At 58.1% G+C, this 16212-nt stretch carries 15 protein-coding genes; 11 read left to right on the plus strand and 4 right to left on the minus strand.

Annotated elements, in window-relative coordinates:
- The first annotated feature begins 99 nt into the window (after positions 1–99).
- From RBB18_RS08195 to RBB18_RS08240, 10 genes are all read left to right on the plus strand, one after another.
- Positions 100–363, plus strand: coding sequence for a DDE-type integrase/transposase/recombinase (locus RBB18_RS08195; RefSeq protein ID WP_371931615.1), 264 nt, complete (start codon positions 100–102; stop codon positions 361–363).
- A 552-nt stretch (positions 364–915) separates the two neighbouring features.
- Positions 916–2235: a short-chain fatty acid transporter gene (locus RBB18_RS08200; RefSeq protein WP_103764461.1), complete on the plus strand. Its 1320-nt coding sequence runs from the start codon at positions 916–918 to the stop codon at positions 2233–2235.
- Positions 2236–2277: 42 nt separating this feature from the next.
- A complete protein-coding gene (locus RBB18_RS08205) occupies positions 2278–3168 on the plus strand; it encodes a LysR family transcriptional regulator (RefSeq protein WP_146050073.1) in 891 nt (296 codons plus the stop codon).
- Between the two features lie 523 nt (positions 3169–3691).
- The gene (locus RBB18_RS08210) at positions 3692–4822 is read left to right on the plus strand and encodes an LLM class flavin-dependent oxidoreductase (protein WP_103764463.1); all 1131 of its coding nucleotides are present in this window, start codon (positions 3692–3694) and stop codon (positions 4820–4822) included.
- 49 nt (positions 4823–4871) lie between these two features.
- On the plus strand, positions 4872–6050 hold the full coding sequence (locus RBB18_RS08215; protein ID WP_306112020.1) for a CaiB/BaiF CoA-transferase family protein: 1179 nt from the start codon (positions 4872–4874) through the stop codon (positions 6048–6050).
- Positions 6047–6808, plus strand: a complete 762-nt coding sequence (locus RBB18_RS08220) for an enoyl-CoA hydratase/isomerase family protein (protein ID WP_306112021.1) — start codon at positions 6047–6049, stop codon at positions 6806–6808. The genes RBB18_RS08215 and RBB18_RS08220 overlap by 4 nt, the downstream gene beginning before the upstream one ends.
- Positions 6805–7878: a 3,4-dihydroxy-2-butanone-4-phosphate synthase gene (ribB, locus tag RBB18_RS08225; protein ID WP_103764466.1), complete on the plus strand. Its 1074-nt coding sequence runs from the start codon at positions 6805–6807 to the stop codon at positions 7876–7878. Before RBB18_RS08220 ends, ribB begins: the two co-directional genes overlap by 4 nt.
- A 58-nt stretch (positions 7879–7936) precedes the next feature.
- The gene (locus RBB18_RS08230; protein ID WP_103764467.1) at positions 7937–9142 is read left to right on the plus strand and encodes a flavin reductase; all 1206 of its coding nucleotides are present in this window, start codon (positions 7937–7939) and stop codon (positions 9140–9142) included.
- 1 nt (position 9143) lies between these two features.
- Complete coding sequence (locus tag RBB18_RS08235) at positions 9144–9662, plus strand: putative sulfate exporter family transporter (protein WP_306112022.1); 519 nt, start codon at positions 9144–9146, stop codon at positions 9660–9662.
- A 26-nt stretch (positions 9663–9688) separates the two neighbouring features.
- Positions 9689–10504: an IS3 family transposase gene (locus RBB18_RS08240; protein ID WP_306112034.1), complete on the plus strand. Its 816-nt coding sequence runs from the start codon at positions 9689–9691 to the stop codon at positions 10502–10504.
- Between the two features lie 392 nt (positions 10505–10896).
- Here RBB18_RS08240 and RBB18_RS08245 read toward each other — a convergent pair whose 3' ends face one another.
- A complete protein-coding gene (locus tag RBB18_RS08245) occupies positions 10897–12486 on the minus strand; it encodes a gamma-glutamyltransferase family protein (protein WP_306112023.1) in 1590 nt (529 codons plus the stop codon).
- A 124-nt stretch (positions 12487–12610) separates the two neighbouring features.
- Positions 12611–13054 carry a hypothetical protein gene (locus tag RBB18_RS08250; protein ID WP_306112024.1) on the minus strand — a complete coding sequence of 148 codons (444 nt, stop codon included), beginning with the start codon at positions 13052–13054 and terminating at the stop codon, positions 12611–12613.
- Position 13055: 1 nt separating this feature from the next.
- Between RBB18_RS08250 and RBB18_RS08255 the strand changes: the two genes are divergently transcribed.
- On the plus strand, positions 13056–13937 hold the full coding sequence (locus tag RBB18_RS08255) for a LysR family transcriptional regulator (protein ID WP_103763677.1): 882 nt from the start codon (positions 13056–13058) through the stop codon (positions 13935–13937).
- 60 nt (positions 13938–13997) lie between these two features.
- On the opposite strand, the gene RBB18_RS08260 is transcribed toward RBB18_RS08255, so the two are convergent.
- Both RBB18_RS08260 and RBB18_RS08265 read right to left on the minus strand, forming a co-directional pair.
- On the minus strand, positions 13998–15584 hold the full coding sequence (locus tag RBB18_RS08260; RefSeq protein ID WP_103763676.1) for a tripartite tricarboxylate transporter permease: 1587 nt from the start codon (positions 15582–15584) through the stop codon (positions 13998–14000).
- Positions 15585–15596: 12 nt separating this feature from the next.
- Complete coding sequence (locus tag RBB18_RS08265; protein WP_245890496.1) at positions 15597–16205, minus strand: hypothetical protein; 609 nt, start codon at positions 16203–16205, stop codon at positions 15597–15599.
- Positions 16206–16212: the final 7 nt, after the last annotated feature.

Genomic DNA, 16212 nt, shown 5'->3' on the forward strand with positions numbered 1-16212 from the left:
GCACTTTCTGGGCGTCGCAGCGCAATTTAGAATGCGCTCAGGTGTGAACTTTAGTTCGCATAATTTGTCTGATGTTAAAATTCCTGAGTTGTTTTTTCGCTGCTTTGGCGGGCAGTAGACTGTGATGGTATCGTCCTCGATGTTCTTGTCCAAAGCCGCCGCGATGCCCGTGCCCCCAAACGCGTGGTTCGTGAACTTCTAAAGCGGCAAAAGGAGACCTCGCGGGTCATAATCACCGACAAACTTCGCTCATGTGGTGCCGCAAAACGGGAGGTCATGCCCCTAGTCGAGCATCGCTCACGAAAAGGTCTCAACAAACGGGGGAGAATTCCCATCAAGCAATCCGGCGCCGCGAGTGGATGATGAAACTGTTCAAATACCCCTGTCATGTCCAGAGATTTGTTTCTAATCACGATCCCATTGCCAATCTGTTCTGAACCGCCCCGACACAAGATGACACCTGCTAATTTCCGCGAGCTTCGAGCCGCCGCAGCGGACACGTGATGCGAAATCGCTCAAGTCGAAGCCGCCTGAACATCGCGATCTACTCAAATGCCTTCATTGGAGGCGCTTAAGTTTACTGTGCCCGATTGCGAGCCGCGCCTGAAGGTGCATGGGCTCCGAGCACGTGGTGAATCCGGTGGCAATTGCATTCAGGCTTCAAGAAATTTGATTGGCGAGTAACAGATTAACTCGCTTGAGAAGAGCGATCCGTTTCGGTTTCATCAACAGCGTAGCGGTTGAGGAGCCGCTCAATATTCAATCCGAGATCGGAGAAATACCGCGAGGATGCTTGCCTGATGCGGCATGACGAAGCGTGGCGTGTGGAGGAGCGCGCTCACGAACACTTTCACAATGCCGCAGCACATTTTCTCGGTCCGATAAGCCTCGATATGCGCTTCGGGAGGGTGCCGTATGTTCAAAACGACTTTCAAGATTTCTGTCCGGGCAGTTGAAAGATGGATGCCTGATCCACTGCTCTTCGCCTACATCCTGACAATACTTTCGGCTGTCGCCGCGATGGTCTTCATGAAGTCATCGCCTGCGGACGTCATGACGTACTGGGGCGATTCAATCTGGAACCTTTTGGCGTTCGCCATGCAAATGGTGTTGATCGTCGTCAGTGGCTTCGTACTGTCCACCACCCCGCTTTTCAGTCGTCTTCTCAATAGCTTTGCTTCGCTGGCAACCACGCCGGTAAAGGCTATTTTCCTGGTGTGTCTCGGTACGTTGACCGCGTCTTGGCTCAACTGGGGCTTGGGCCTGATCGTTGGCGCCGTGCTTGCCCGACGGATTGCGATACGGGTGCAGAATGTCGACTATCGTCTGCTCGTCGCGAGCGCCTATTCCGGATGGCTCGTTTTTCATGGCGGCCTGTCGGGGTCCATCCCGCTGCTTATCGCCACGCCAGGACATTTCCTTGAGGAAAGCATCGGGGTCGTCCCCATATCCTCCACGCTGTTCACGCCGTTCAACCTCGCAATCGTGATAGCTCTTTTCATTGCCGTTCCAGCCATAAACCTTCTGATGCTACGCGGTATCGACAATCCGGTTTTCGTCGACGCCGAAAAGTTGCTGGAAGAAGAAAAGACCAATGTGGACGACCGGAATGAAACGCTGGCCGATCGCATCGAGAACAGCTGGCTGCTGTCCTTGATTATCGGCGGTACCGCCTTGATCTACGTGGTTCATAGCCTGTGGACCGGGAAGTCTGGCCTGAACATCAACGTGGTCAACCTGTTGTTCCTGTCGGTCGGCATCATTCTCCACGGCACGCCTCGCAGGTTTCTTGCGGCACTGAACGAAGGCGTCAAACATGTCTCGGGCATCGTGATCCAGTTCCCCTTCTACGCGGGGATCATGGGGATCATGTCGATGTCCGGGTTGTCCGCCGCGCTGAGCGATTTCTTCATCAACGTCGCATCCGCAACAACCCTGCCAGTCTGGAGCTTCCTGTCCGCCGGGTTTCTCAATCTGTTCATTCCGTCGGGTGGTGGCCAATGGGCCGTGCAGGGGCCGATCATGATGGAAGCCGCACAGCAACTTGGGGCGGATATTCCACGTGTCGCCATGGCGACAGCCTGGGGCGACGCATGGACGAACCTGATCCAGCCTTTCTGGGCGTTGCCGATCCTTGCGATCGCCGGCCTTAAGGCCCGCGACATCATGGGGTTCTGCATGATGCATACGCTTGTTTCCGCCAGCATCATTATTGTTTGCCTTTTGCTGATCTGAGGAACAGAAAAACGGAACAGGGTGACGTCCAGGATAGCAGCCATGAACCTTCGCAGACTTGAAACCTTTTTCTGGGCAGTGCGGCTCGGCAGCTTCAAAGCCACGTCCGAGAAGCTGAACTCGACCCAGTCCACGGTTTCGATGCGAATACAGGAATTGGAGCGAGAACTGGGCGTCACCTTGTTCGACCGATCACCCGGGCAGGTAAAAGTTACGGAAACCGGCCGGGATCTGATCCCTTACGTCGAAAGAATCCTGCGCGGTGCCGCTGACATGTCGGGGCACCTGGCGGAAGTTGGAACCAGCTCTGGACGGATCAGGATAGGGGTTGCCGAAGTCATTTCGATGAGCTGGTTGCCCATGTTTGTCACGGAAATGCGGGCTCGGTTTCCCAGAGTTCATATCGAGATCGAAGAGGCCCTGACACGCCAGCTTGAACAAGGTCTGGATACGGGCCGCCTGGACATGGTTCTGGCGCCAGGTGGCAGCAATAACGCCCGATATCTTGTCAGAGACCTTGGGTCGGTCGAATTCGCGTGGATGACCAGCCCGACATTGTGCGACAGCGAGACGATCTATTCCCCGGCGGAGCTTGCCGATCTTCCAATCATCTCATTGGCGAAGGAAAGTTTTCACACCGCCACGATTACAGAGTGGTTCGGTGACAACGAGCGGACCGAGTATGCCGGAACTTGTCAAAGCATGGGCGTTGCAGCCTCTCTCGCGATGTCGGGCCTGGGCATAACACTTCTGCCGACAGAGCGTTTCGAGGCGGATGTCGCAGACGGTCGCTTGCTGCAATTGAAGACCACGCGCAAATTTCCAATGATTCCGTTCAGGGCAATGGTGGCACCTCCGACGACGAGCCGGCTTGCACTGAACATTTCCGAACTTGCAGCCGAGATCAGTACCTTCAAAGGTGCGTCCCAGTAAGCAGCTGGCCCACCAGTGATGGCTGCGTTCCCTGTAGCGACTAGCGACGGCCGGTTGTCTTCGTGCAGTGTCATTGCGCGAGATAGAAAGACAAAGCTTGGCTCTATTTGACCGCCGCGTGTCGACTTTCATTTTCTTTACCGCTCCCGGGGGTGAGGCAGAAATGCCGAGGCAGCCGCAATAGCGAGCCACGCCCGAAAAGAATGCGATTTTGATCCGATGCAGTTTGAGTTTTCTCAAGGATGCGGCGGCTGTGCAGCATATCAAGCAGGGGCCTGCGACCGAGTTCAATTCTGTTGTCGGCAGAGCTTCAAGATAACTCGTTTGCTCGGTCAAGGGCCGCAGGGCTAGGTAATTTCATGTGAGCTGCCGACGGCTGGGAAGAGACCTTGGTGGCGCACGGAAACCAATCGACGGACGTTGATTGAGCAACCGCTCCCGGAGTCGCTTTGCGAGGCCTTCGGATGCCGTGGTGCCCAACTGGTTTCCTGAAACTTGTTTTGCATGGGAGGAGACAACAGCCATGTCCGAAGTACCGATGACCATACCCGCGCTGGAGGAGGCGAAAAGGAATCCGTTGCTTCTGGGGCTGTTCCTGCCACTGCAGTCCGGTGCCTGGAGCCCGTCTCTTGCACCGCGCGATACAAACCCAAGTTTTGATTACAACGCCCGTTGTACCGTGATGGCGGAAGAAATGGGATTCGATCTCGTTTTTGGCTTGGCCCAGTGGCTCGGCAAAGGCGGTTATGGCGGCGAAATGCGCTTTCGCGAGGATGCCAACGATCCGTTGCTCGTAACCGCTGGACTTGCGGCGTTGACCAAAAGGATCATGCTGGTTTCGACCGTGCATATCCTTTATGGATGGCACCCCCTGCACCTTGCGAAGTTCGGTGCGACCATCGACCAGATGAGCAATGGCCGGTGGGGTTTGAACATGGTCACCGGATACAAAAAATCTGAAGTCGAGATGTTCGGGCTGGGTCTTGTCGAACACGACCAGCGCTATGTGATGGCCGAAGAGTTCGTGACGCTCATGCGCCGCCTTTGGACGGACTCCGAAGAGGTGACGTTTGACGGCAAGTTCTGGCAATCCAAGAACGCCTTCGTCTCGCCCAAACCGGTGAATGGCCGGTGTTTGCTTGTAAACGCATCTTCATCGAAAGCTGGCCTGGAATACGCTGTCCGGAACTCGGACCTCATCTTTGTAACCAGCCCTGCCGGAGCGGATCTCGATGCGGCCGTGGAGGTCCTGCCGGATCACAACCGTCGCATCAAGGATCTTGCACGCGAGGCGGGGAGCGATATCAGAACGGTCATCAACCCGCATGTCATCTGCCGGGAAACCGAACGCGAAGCGAGGGAGCAATACGACCAGATCCTGGCGCAACAGGATTCCGTCGCTGCGGATAATTTCTACGCGACTTTCATGGGAGGGGACCAATCCTCCTGGAAAGGGGCCAGCCGGGACCAGTGGGTCGTCGGCGGCAATGTCCACATCGTCGGGACGCCCGAGCAGGTGGTTGACGGCTTCAAACGTCTCAACGAAGCGGGATGCGACGGCGTCCAGGTGAATTTCTACGACTACATCAACGATCTGCAGTTCTTCGGCGATCGCGTGATGCCGTTGATGAAACAGGCCGGCCTTCGCATCTAGTCGCATCCCTCCCAAAGTCTTGTGCCTTATTCAGGAGCCGCAAAAAATCATGACGCCCACACGAAGCAACACCACTGGTCCGCTGGAAGGCCTGCGTGTATTGGAATTCGCCCAAATCGCCGCCGGGCCGTTTACCGGCAGCTTGTTTGCCGATCTTGGCGCCGACGTCGTCAAGATCGAAAGGCCGGACGGGGGCGATGGGATGCGAAGCTGGCCGCCGATTCATGAAATGGAGGACGGTGGGTCGTTCAGCGGGAATTTCACGTCTTTGAACCGGAACAAGCGTTCGGTGACGATCGATATCAAGAAGAAAGAGGACGCCGACCGCCTCCGCCGTCTTATTGCCAAGGCGGATGTGCTGATCGAGAATTTTCGCCCCGGCGCGCTTGGGCGAAGTGGTTTCGGCTATGAGGATTGCAAGGCGATAAATCCCCGGTTGGTGTATTGTTCGATCACTGGATACGGGCAGGATGGTCCTTACGCGGGCAAGGGCGCCTTCGATGTCACCGTACAGGCCATGAGCGGCCTGATGAGCGTTACAGGTGAGCAGGATGGTGCACCGGTCAAGTGCGGCGTTCCGGTCGGCGATTTCGCTGCCGGTCTCTATGCGGCTTTCGTCAGCCTGGCCGCGATCCAGCAGGCCCGGGCAAGTGGGGAAGGTGCACATGTCGACTGCTCGCTTCTGGGTTCATTGCTGGGCATTTCCGCACTGCAGACCAGTCAGTTCTTCGGTACCGGGATACCGCCCGCAAGAATGGGGTCGAAGCACCCGCGCAACGCCCCTTACCAAGGCTACGAGTCGGCCGACCGACCGTTCACCATTGCCGCAGGCAACGACAAGCTATGGCGGGAAACGTGTCTCGTGGTCGACATGCCCGAGCTTGCAGAAGATCCGCGTTTCCTGACCCAGTCGCTGCGCGCCGAGAACCAGGACCAGCTATCAGCAATCCTGCAGCCGGTATTCTACACCCGGTCAGCCAGCGAATGGCTGGCCGAGTTCGATGCAAAGGGTATTCCCTGCGCGCCGATCAACGACTTCCGGGAAGTGCTGAGTGATCCCCACGTGTCGGGTACAGGCTGGATCACGAAGACCGAGATGCCCAACGGCGCGGATGTCTCCACCGTCGGGTTTCCCGTGGGTCTGACGGGGTTCGAATATTCGATACGACGACGCCCGCCTGCCTTGGGAGAGCATGACCAAGAAGTGATGACGGAGTGGCAGGCATGACGGGCGGCAATGCCGACATACTGTCTGTTGGTGCAAATGAAGACACGGATTTGGAGACTTTCACGTTGCAGCGTGTTGAGCGGGCCAACGCTCTGAACGCGGAGCTGGTTAATCGCTTGACCCTTTGTCTCGATAAGTTGGCCGAAGCGCAGCAGGCGACCCGGAAGCAGAAACTGGTACAATTCCGCTCTGCCCATCGTGCGTTTTGTGCGGGTTTCGACCTTGTTGAAGCCCAAGAGCAGACCGAGGGCGATATTCTGCTGCGCTTTGTCAGGATCGAAACGCTGTTGCAAAAGCTGCGCCGGGGTCCCGTCGCGTCGATAGCCGTCATCGAAGGCGCGGCATATGGTGCCGGTGCCGATCTCGCGATTGCCTGCGTCTGGCGGGTCGGCACGCCTGCCGCGAAGTTCCGTTTCCCAGGTTTTGGGTTTGGTGTCGCTCTTGGCACGCGCCACCTTGTTGAAATTGTCGGGACTGGAAAAGCAAGGCAAATCCTGTTTGAGAATCGGGTGCTTGAGGCACAAGAGGCCTTGGAGTGCGGGCTGCTGACACATCTTGTTGAACCGGAAGATCTTGAAGCGACGGTTGAAGAATTGTCATTGTTGCCGGTCACGTTTCCGACTGGCGCAGCCGAGCGGATGGTCGCGCTAACCGGACAGGATAGTGGAGACGCGGATCTTGCCGACATGGTCCGTTCGCTTGCAGAGCCCGGGCTGAAGGACCGCATTGCCCACTATCTGGAGGCAAGCGGAAGATGAGCAATGTAGAGGCAGCAATAGAGAGAATTGCAAACGGCGGGATGGTCATCGTCATCGATGATGCCGACCGCGAGGCGGAAGGTGACCTGGTGATGGCGGGGAGCCATTGCACGCCTGAGGCGATGGCATTTATCATTCGCCACAGTTGCGGCATTGTCTGTGCGCCATTGTCGGCTGCCGAGGCACGCCGCCTTCAACTCGCGCCGATGGTCGCACAGAATGACGCGCCACTTGCAACGGCATTCACGGTTTCGGTCGATATAACCCATGGTCTCACGACCGGAATATCCGCCGAACAGCGTAGCAATACCATCCGGGGGCTTGCCAACCCGAACATGGGGTCTGCCGATTTCGTTCGACCCGGCCATGTTTTCCCACTGATTGCGCGCGATGGGGGGGTTCTCATGCGCTCGGGGCATACCGAAGCGGCGGTCGACTTGTGCAGATTGGCAAAGCAACCACCCGTCGGTGTGATCTGTGAACTGGCTAACGACGACGGCACGGTGATGAAAGGTAGGCAGATCTACAAGTTCGCCGAGCTTCACGAAATTCCGGTCATCAGCGTAGAAGAGATGATTTGCTGGAGGCGAGAGCGCGAGGTTCTCATTACGCGTTCCGAGGCTTTCCAGTGCGAAACCGTTGTTGGTCCGATGACGGGATACGCCTTTTCCACGCCGTTTGACTCTATCAGGCATTTCGCTTTTGTCCTTGGCGACATCAAGGGGGATAAACCGGTTCCGGTTCGCATCCATCGTTCGTCCGTTGTGACGGACGTCATCGTCTCTGACAGCATCGTACATCGTAGCCTGCAAAAAATGGCCGCGGAGGGATGCGGGGTGCTGATCTACCTACGCGAAGGATCCTGCGGGGTACCTTTGGCTTCGCTCGATAGCGATATGCCGAAATCCGAAGAACAGAGGCAGAGTCAATGGCTCGAGGTCGGGCTTGGTGCCCAAATATTGAATAGCCTGAAGGTCTGCCGCATCAAGCTCATCACCGAGCGCCAAGTGAACTACGTGGGCCTTGGCGGTTTTGGCCTGAAGATCGAAGCCGTGGAACGTGCCGATTGATGCCAGACCAGATTAGCGTTCGCGGGTCAGCCCAAAGTCCTATCGAGTGAGGTCAAGAATGACGCAGTCCAAACAATCTATAACGACCAGCCTGTTCCGCGATGTTCTGGGGCTTTTCCCAACGGGCGTCGTCGCCGTAACCGGCGTGGGCGACTCGGGGCAGCCCATCGGGATGATACTTGGGAGTTTCGTATCGGTCTCGCTTGACCCGCCTTTGGTGTCGTTTTTGCCAGGTAAATCATCGTCTTCCTGGTCAAAGCTGGCGCGTTGCGAACGCTATTGCATCAACGTGCTGGGATCCAATCAGGAAGACGTATGTCGCGCGCTCGCATCCAAGAGCCCAGACAAATTCGACGGGATCGCCTATTCAGAGTCTGATTGGGGCAATCCCATGATCGTCGGGTCGTTGGCGTATATCCATTGCAAGCGTGAAACCGTCCATGACGAGGGCGACCACGAAATCGTTATCTGCGAAGTAGAAGATCTTGCTGCCAGTGCACCCGGTACGCCTTTGCTGTTTTATCGGGGAGGCTTTGGTACGTTTACGTCTCAGTCTCTCGTGAACGGAGGGTCCGCATTGATGGAAAAGGTCCAGCTTTTGGACCGTATCCGAGACCTGCCGGAAGCGTTGGCGCAAGAACTGGGCACAGAGGTTTCCGCAGTGGCGCTTGTCGAGAACGAAGTCGTCCTAATCGGGTCATATGGGCGGTCACGTACAGTTGATTTTCCTACTCGTGTCGGTCAATACCTGCCTTTCATTCCACCAATCGGGGGTGTGTTTGCCAGCTGGGGCGATGGAGCGTTGAAGGATGCGTGGTTGAACAATTCCGGAACCGACGGCAGTACAGAGCGCAACGCCGCGATGAATTCTATCTCAAACATAAGACGGCGTGGCTATGCTTTGGGACTGGGACACAACCGCAGTTTGGCATGGGAGCAAGCTGCCTACTTCAGGTCAGTAGGAGACCCTCAGATCTCCGCCGCCGAACTGTGCAGGCGCATTGCGGCAACGCTGGAACACTACAATCCCGAAACTTTGGACGCGTCGGTGGATCACGAGTTCCATTTTGCCCAAGCACCGATTTTCGACGCCCAGTCGCAAGTTCAATTAGCGCTTACGTTGTGGGGCCCGCCGGGAAAAATGCCAGCTGAGGAGGTTGGCAAATGGTCATCGAAAGTCTTGGAGACCGCTTTGCGAGCCACACAACGGATCGGTGGTGTCGAGCCGGAAAACACGTGGGCCGCGACCAATACGAAACTCTGAAATGTTGATCAAGAAATTGCACAAATGGCGCCGGAACACAGAGCCTGCTGGTGTCGAGGTCAGAATTCGTGCCTGCACACCTGGTTTGGCTGTGTCTGTCCTAGTGGCCTTGGCCGCGCAATTCCTAGCCGAGCACAACGGCGTTCCCGCCATGCTGATGGCGCTTTTAATCGGTCTTTCGCTGAATTTTCTCGCCGAACCTAACTCTCCGACCGGCACGGGAAGATCCTTCACTGCAAAGTCAGTCCCACGTATCGGCGTTGCGCTTCTGGGCACAAGGATCTCGGTCTCGATGCTGGCGGAAGGCGGCGATGTACAGTCGGCATGCCGCGCCGTCGGCGTAAGCCACGCGACGTACTACAATTGGCGCCGACGGTTTGGCGGGATGGCGCGTTCACAGCTGTCGGAGCTGCGTAGCCTTGAGAAGGAGAGCGCCCGGCTGAAGAAGATCGTAGCAGAGCTCGAGCTGGACAAGCTGATTCTGAAGGAAAGCCTGAACCACCTAAAGCCGAGGGCCTGACGACGGAGCAGCTTCGTCAGGCTGTCATCCACACGCGCCAGAAGCTCGCGACATCGGAGCGTCGAACCTGCCATGTGATTGGCCTCGCCCGCAGCTCGATGCAGTATCAAGCCGTTCCCAGGAACGACGACGACCTGCGATTGGCAATGATCCGCCTTGCCAAGAGCTATGGCCGCAATGGTTATCGCAAGGTCGCCGAACTGCTGCGGATTGAAGGCTGGCGGGTGAATCATAAGAAGGTGGAGCGCCTCTGGAGCGAGGAAGGGCTGCAGCAACCTCAGCGCCACAAGAAGCGCAAGCGTCTCTACCACCACGACAGCTCAATCATCCGGCTTCGGCCGACGCATCCCAACCATGTCTGGAGCATCGACTTCGTCCACGACAGGCTGAGCAAAGGCCGCCCCTACAAGATGCTGACTGTGCTGGACGAGTACACCCGCCAGGCGGTGGCCGTAGAAGTGCGAACCAGGATGACCGCCGGCGACGTACTGGAGGTCCTCTACGGGCTCTTCCTGCGCCACGGCAAACCGGAGCACTTGCGAAGTGACAACGGGCCGGAGTTCACCTCCGAGGTCTTCCAGACCTGGCTCCAACGCGTCGGCGTGGAGCCCATCAGGATCTACCCCGGCTCACCCTGGGAAAACGGATACAACGAGCGCTTCAACGGCACCCTGCGTCGCGAGGTCCTGAACGCGGAGTGGTTCGCCACCACCAGACAGGCCCAGATCGTCATCAATGGCTGGCTCAAACAGTACAATCATACCCGCCCACACCAGGCCCTAAATATGCGACCGCCGGTGCCCGAGACTCTACGAAGAAATGGCCCAGTCATTCGGGGCTAGACACGTTACCCTGTGGTGGGCGGTGATTGATCGCCGAAATCTATTTTTCGTTTTCTGAGCCATAGGACAGCAGCTTACTCATGTTAGCCCTCCGCTGGTTGGTTCAACGTCTCGAACGATTTCCATTTAAAGCGTATTGTAATTGTTTAGTTTCATGAACCCTGCCTGTCGGAACGTTCCCACAAACCTCGTCGAGGCATAGACCGTTGGCAGCAAGTTGATCTCGCGGGGGAACCTGTTTCGCTTGAATGGATTGCTACTTGCCATCGTTCATTCCACAGTTTGAACCAGTGATCTGTCGGAGATCTCGACGATTATTGCAACGGAACCCTTGGGATCGTAAGGTGCCTATGCAATAGCCTTGCGCGTTTTGCTAATCAAATAGATCAAATCTAGAAACCGGCTGCCAGCCCGTCCTTGCGCGGGTCAGACCCTCCGACATAGTCACCGGAATCCGTCCGATGTATCAACTGGGCCCCTCCGAAACCGAAGGCGTTGTCGGGGTCTTCCACCGTTATCCGATGACCCAAATCGCGCAAGCCTGCCAAGGTCGCTTTCGCCATCGTTGGTTCACAAGCCACGTCAAGACCCGAGATGAACCGCCAGCGCGGTGCGTCTGCGGCGACTTGAACATTCTGGTCCCACAGCTGCGTTCTCAACAACAATTGCACATGACCCTGCGCCTGGATCGGGCCGCCCATCATTCCAAAGGACATCAAAGGTGCGCCATTTTTCATGGCGAAGCCGGGAATGATCGTATGGAATGGGCGCTTGCCCCCGGCGACCTGGTTCTGGTGACCAGCCTGAGTGGTGAAACCGGCCCCACGATTCTGCAACGAAACACCGGTGCCGGGCACGACAACACCGGAACCGAACCCGGCATAATTCGACTGGATGAAGCTGACCATCATGCCGGATGAATCCGCAGTGCTCATCAAAACGGTTCCTCCTCGTTTCGGTGCCCCCGCTCCGAAATTCTGCGCCTTCGCCGGATCAATGAGCGCCGCGCGGGATTTCAGGTAATCCTCATCCAGCAAGGCCGTTTCATCCACCTCCGTCATGTGGACGCGATCGGCGACGTAGGCATCCAAATCGGCATAGGCCAGTTTGAGCGCTTCGAGTTGCAGGTGAACCGCCGCGACATCGTCGGCCCCGTGCTCGCGGATCGGTGTGTTTTGCAACATGCCCAGGGCCATCAAGGCTGCAATCCCCTGCCCATTGGGCGGGATCTCGTGCAATTCGCAATCCTCAAAGCCTTGCGAGATCGTACCGCACCAGTCGGACGTGTGACCAGCCAAGTCCTCGGCTGTCATCGCGCCTCCGTGTGCCTTGGCGAAGGCGATGATTTCCTCCGCGATTTCACCCTCGTAAAAGGCGCGGCCCTTGGTCTCCGCGATCAGGCGCAGCGTGCGTGCGGCGCCGGGATTGCGAAACCTTTCGCCCGCGTGTGGAGCACGGCCATCGGGCATGAAGGTTTCAGCAAATCCGGGCTGTTTGCCCAAAAGTTGCGAGCCCTTTTCCCACAAGAAAGCGATGACAGGCGAAACCGGGAATCCTTCATCTGCATAGCGGATCGCCGGCAACAGGACAGACGCCAGCCCCAGTCTGCCGAACCGTTCCGAGAGTGTGACCCAGGCGTCAATCGCACCCGGTACTGTCACCGAATCCCATCCCTGTTGAGGCATGCCATTGGGAAATCGTTCGGGCGACCATGCGGCGGGCGCACGTCCCGAAGCGTTAAGCCCATGCAGCTGCTTGCCGTCCCACAAGATGCAGAAAGCATCGGAGCCGAGGCCATTGCCCGTAGGTTCCACAACAGACAGAACGGCTGCCGTGGCGATGGCAGCATCCACCGCATTGCCGCCCTGTTGCAGGATGGTCAGCCCGGCCTGCGTGGCTAGCGGCTGCGACGTGGCAACCATGTTGTTCGCCAGGACAGGCGAGCGACGGGACGGATAGACGGGATCATGACGCAACTGCATCGAAGGACCTCTTTCTTTAATTTCGTTGTTTGGGAAGGTTGCCGATGATCCAGACAACCTTCAGAGTTGCAGCGATCCGTAGCAGCAGGCTGGCTTTATACGATAGGAACATTCTCGGGTCGCCTTAAGTCGTCAGCACCCGGCGCTGATTGGCTTGTACAAGAGACATACGGATCATGCCCAGGACAAACGAATGCAGCACATGAGTGATCGCGCGCGGTGTGAAGTCGGCCCTTCCCCTGCGACTTCGCTGCCCGGCAGGCTCGTTGAACGAAAGTTTAGCAAGAAGGAGCCGATGGTGCAGCGGGTTGTGACCACCGGTCCGATCAGGTTTCTCGGCATGTCGGCCAGGCCACGGAGCAGACGCAACCGCTTTTCGGATACGTCGTCGGGCGGCAATGGGGCCGGTGTCGTGAAGGGCGAGAAGCGAGTTGTCAAACTCATCCGGTGTATTCCTGTTGTGCCCCGAAAGTAGGGCATTTCCCTTGCTTACCGAAATAGCACAAGTAATACCTGCGCAAAGCGCGAAGTTTTTGCCTTTAAGAGCGATTTTTCTTAACTTAGCCATCATGGATACTCGACAATTCGAAACCTTGCTGGCCATCGTAAAACATGGGGGGTTTGCCGCCGCCGCGCGTGCAGTCCATCTGACAGCCTCTGCGGTCAGCCAGCAGGTCGCCGGGTTGGAGGAGGAAATTGGCGCGCCAATCTTCGACCGTTCGCGCCGCCCTCCCAAACTAACGGCCAAGGGCGCCGAAGTGGTCCGTACCGCCCGCGCAGTGCTACAGCTTGTGCACGATGCCCGAACCCCGGCCGGTGGCGCGGTGCGTGGCACACTGGCCATCGGGTCCTTGCGTACCGGGGCGCAGTCGATCCTGCCGCGCGCGCTTGCAGCCTTGCGCCCGATCTACCCCGACCTGACCTACCGACTGCGCATCGGCATGTCGGAAGAACTGATGAACGAGGTCGCATCCGGCCAGCTCGACGCGGCGCTCGTGGCCGAGCATGTGGCGGTGCCGCCCAGCCTCTATTGGACAGAGGTCGTTAGCGAGATGCTGGTGGTCATTACTCCGCCGGGCACGCACAGCCGGTCGCTAGAAGAGGTCGTAAGCAACATTCCCTACATCCGATACCGCACCCAGGTCCCGCTGGCCCGTCAGGTCGACACGGAAATTGCCCGCCTCGGCGTCGAGCCCGAGCAGATCGTGTCGGTCAACACAATGACCTCCGTCATTGGCTGCGTGCAGGCGGGGCTAGGCTTTGCGGTGGTTCCTCACGCGGTAATGCACAACGCGGTCACCGCCTCTCTGGGCTGGTTCCCGTTCGGCCATCCACCCATCCACCGACGGTTGGGCATCGTGCAAAGTCCTCATTCGACCCGCGGTGGAGTACTGTCGCGCCTCTCCGAGACCCTGCGCGAAGTCGGCAGACCCGACGACGATTGCGACTGACCCACCATACGCCCGCAACCGTTGCCGACACCCGGCCACGCCGCAGACATGTCGAAGGCGTTAGGTCTTGCGCGCCTGAACCACCATGCGTCCCAGCAGGAAGACAGACAACGCCAGCATCACCAGAGCGATTGGGGATTTCAGCAGGAAAAACGGGTCGCCCCCCGACGCGGTGAAGGCGCCGCGCACCAGCACCTCCAGCGTCGGCGCCAGCAAGAACCCGATCACGAAGGGCAGGATCGACACGTCCAGCCGCCGCAGCACGTAGCCGATCAGCGCAAAGACCGATGCCGTCAGCAGCCCGAGATACCCGCCATCCTGCGTGTAGGCGGCGGTAAGCGACACCATAAGGATAACCGGCAGCATCACCGACTTGGGGATCTTCGCAAGATGGCCCAGTACACCCATCAGCATCGCGCCGAAGGTCCAGTTCCAGAAATTGGCAATCATCATCATCGTGAAGATGCCGAATGCCGTGACCAGGCCGGCGTTCAGGATCGTGTCGAATCCCTCGATCTCGCGGATTGGCGTGAACTGGAAGACCTGCGGACCGAATGCGAAATCGCCAATCGTCTCCACCGCCAGGATGATGAAGACCGCCGCCGAGTTGCCCGGGATACCCAGACTCATGACCGGGATGAGATTCGCCCCCGACACGGCCGAGTTGGCCGATTCCGTGGCCACCACGCCGGCCGGCACGCCGGTACCGAAGGCTTCTGGCGTCTTCGATGCACGTTTGGCGCTGTCATAGCTGAGGGTTGCAGCGGTGGTCGTGCCAATACCGGGCAGTGAGCCGATCAGCGTCCCGATGGACGCCCCACGCAGGATGCCCGGCAGCATCGCAGTCCGCTCCACCCATGTCAGGCGCGGCCCCATCTCAGGGCGCTTACCGTCGCTTGAAGACGCGTCGTCGCAGTTGTTACGAATGTCCTCCATTGAAACCAGCACCTCCGAGATCACCAGCACCCCCAGCACCGCGGAGGTCAGCGGCAGGCCGTTGCCCAACTCCGGCATTCCCATGGTCAGGCGCGGTCCGTTGCCCGACATTGCGGACCCGATCAGTGAAACGAACATGCCCAGCAATCCGCCCAGCAGCCCCTTCAACGGGGCCTTTCCCACTACGGCGGCCATGAAACACAGCGACAGAATTATCAGCGCAGATTTTTCCGGCAGACCGAGAATGCGTTCGACCGTCAGCGCGATGGCCGGCGCAGCAATGAACAGCGCGAGGTCGGAAAAGTTGTCGCCCAGAACCGACGAGAAATGTGCGGTCTGGATCGCCTTTCGCGCATGCCCCTTGGCCGCCATCGGATAGCCATCCAGCGTGGTCAGGAAGGCATCGGGTGTCCCCGGCGTGCGGAACAGTATCGCCGGCACCGCCCCACCAACGGTCGCGCCTTTCATGATACCCAACAGGCAGCCCAGAACAGGGTATAGCGCATCATTCCCGTAACCGAAAATGGACACCAGGATCGGCAACGCAATCGCCATGGCGAAAGGACCTGACATGCCTGGAATTGCCCCGATCAGAACGCCGGTCAGCACCCCGATCAACACCATGAACACTGGCAGCAGGGTCAGCCCACCTTCCGGCCCTTCGAAAACCGAGGTGATACCCAGCTGTATGTACTGAAAAACGAGATCCATTCTGTAGGCGCCCTATAGATCGGCATTCGGCGGCAGGTGGACGTTTTCCAGAAGAATGTCGAACACCAGGACAAGCATAAGCACGACCCCAAGGGCCACCAGCACATGGAGCAAGCTCAGCCGACGACAGGTCAGCCGGATGAAGCCGCAGATTAGAAGGAAACCACCAGCGACGAACCCTGATACATTGAAGGGAAACGTAGCCGATGCGGCCCGGTATCCGCTGAAGGCTGTCAGTCCTGCCTTGTTGGTCAACCAGACGACCGCGGGCCCGGTAAGGTTCATCAACACGATCGACATGCCTGTCAGCAGGATGACCTGTATCAGGAAAACCAGATTGCCGGCACCAACGTGTCCGACAGGTTCACCGCTCGCGCCCGGACGCGGGCGCAGTTGAGAAAATACAAGTAGAATTGCCAGTGGGACCATGAGCCCCACCAGCAGAACCGGAAAGAATGCATCGCCTGGAACGGTGCGCCCGGTCAGGTTTTTTTGCATGAAACCGCTACCGATATCCTGAGGAAACCAGACCGTCAGGCACAGGGCGACAAAGCCCAGTACTCCAAGCCCAAGCCAGAGATTCCAGCTCCCGCCCTGCCCTTCTCGAGCCTCGTTTTCCACAGGAGTC

This window comes from Roseovarius sp. MMSF_3298 (assembly GCF_030733705.1).
Classification (GTDB): domain Bacteria; phylum Pseudomonadota; class Alphaproteobacteria; order Rhodobacterales; family Rhodobacteraceae; genus Roseovarius; species Roseovarius confluentis.

What these genes read in the sequence shown, in the direction of transcription:
- RBB18_RS08200 (WP_103764461.1), top strand. Translation starts at nt 916, where the DNA reads ATGTTCAAAACGACTTTCAAGATTTCTGTCCGGGCAGTTGAAAGATGG.
- RBB18_RS08205 (WP_146050073.1), top strand. Translation starts at nt 2,278, where the DNA reads ATGAACCTTCGCAGACTTGAAACCTTTTTCTGGGCAGTGCGGCTCGGC.
- RBB18_RS08210 (WP_103764463.1), top strand. Translation starts at nt 3,692, where the DNA reads ATGTCCGAAGTACCGATGACCATACCCGCGCTGGAGGAGGCGAAAAGG.
- RBB18_RS08215 (WP_306112020.1), top strand. Translation starts at nt 4,872, where the DNA reads ATGACGCCCACACGAAGCAACACCACTGGTCCGCTGGAAGGCCTGCGT.
- RBB18_RS08220 (WP_306112021.1), top strand. Translation starts at nt 6,047, where the DNA reads ATGACGGGCGGCAATGCCGACATACTGTCTGTTGGTGCAAATGAAGAC.
- ribB (WP_103764466.1), top strand. Translation starts at nt 6,805, where the DNA reads ATGAGCAATGTAGAGGCAGCAATAGAGAGAATTGCAAACGGCGGGATG.
- RBB18_RS08230 (WP_103764467.1), top strand. Translation starts at nt 7,937, where the DNA reads ATGACGCAGTCCAAACAATCTATAACGACCAGCCTGTTCCGCGATGTT.
- RBB18_RS08235 (WP_306112022.1), top strand. Translation starts at nt 9,144, where the DNA reads ATGTTGATCAAGAAATTGCACAAATGGCGCCGGAACACAGAGCCTGCT.
- RBB18_RS08245 (WP_306112023.1), bottom strand. Translation starts at nt 12,486, where the DNA reads ATGCAGTTGCGTCATGATCCCGTCTATCCGTCCCGTCGCTCGCCTGTC.
- RBB18_RS08250 (WP_306112024.1), bottom strand. Translation starts at nt 13,054, where the DNA reads ATGGCTAAGTTAAGAAAAATCGCTCTTAAAGGCAAAAACTTCGCGCTT.
- RBB18_RS08255 (WP_103763677.1), top strand. Translation starts at nt 13,056, where the DNA reads ATGGATACTCGACAATTCGAAACCTTGCTGGCCATCGTAAAACATGGG.
- RBB18_RS08260 (WP_103763676.1), bottom strand. Translation starts at nt 15,584, where the DNA reads ATGGATCTCGTTTTTCAGTACATACAGCTGGGTATCACCTCGGTTTTC.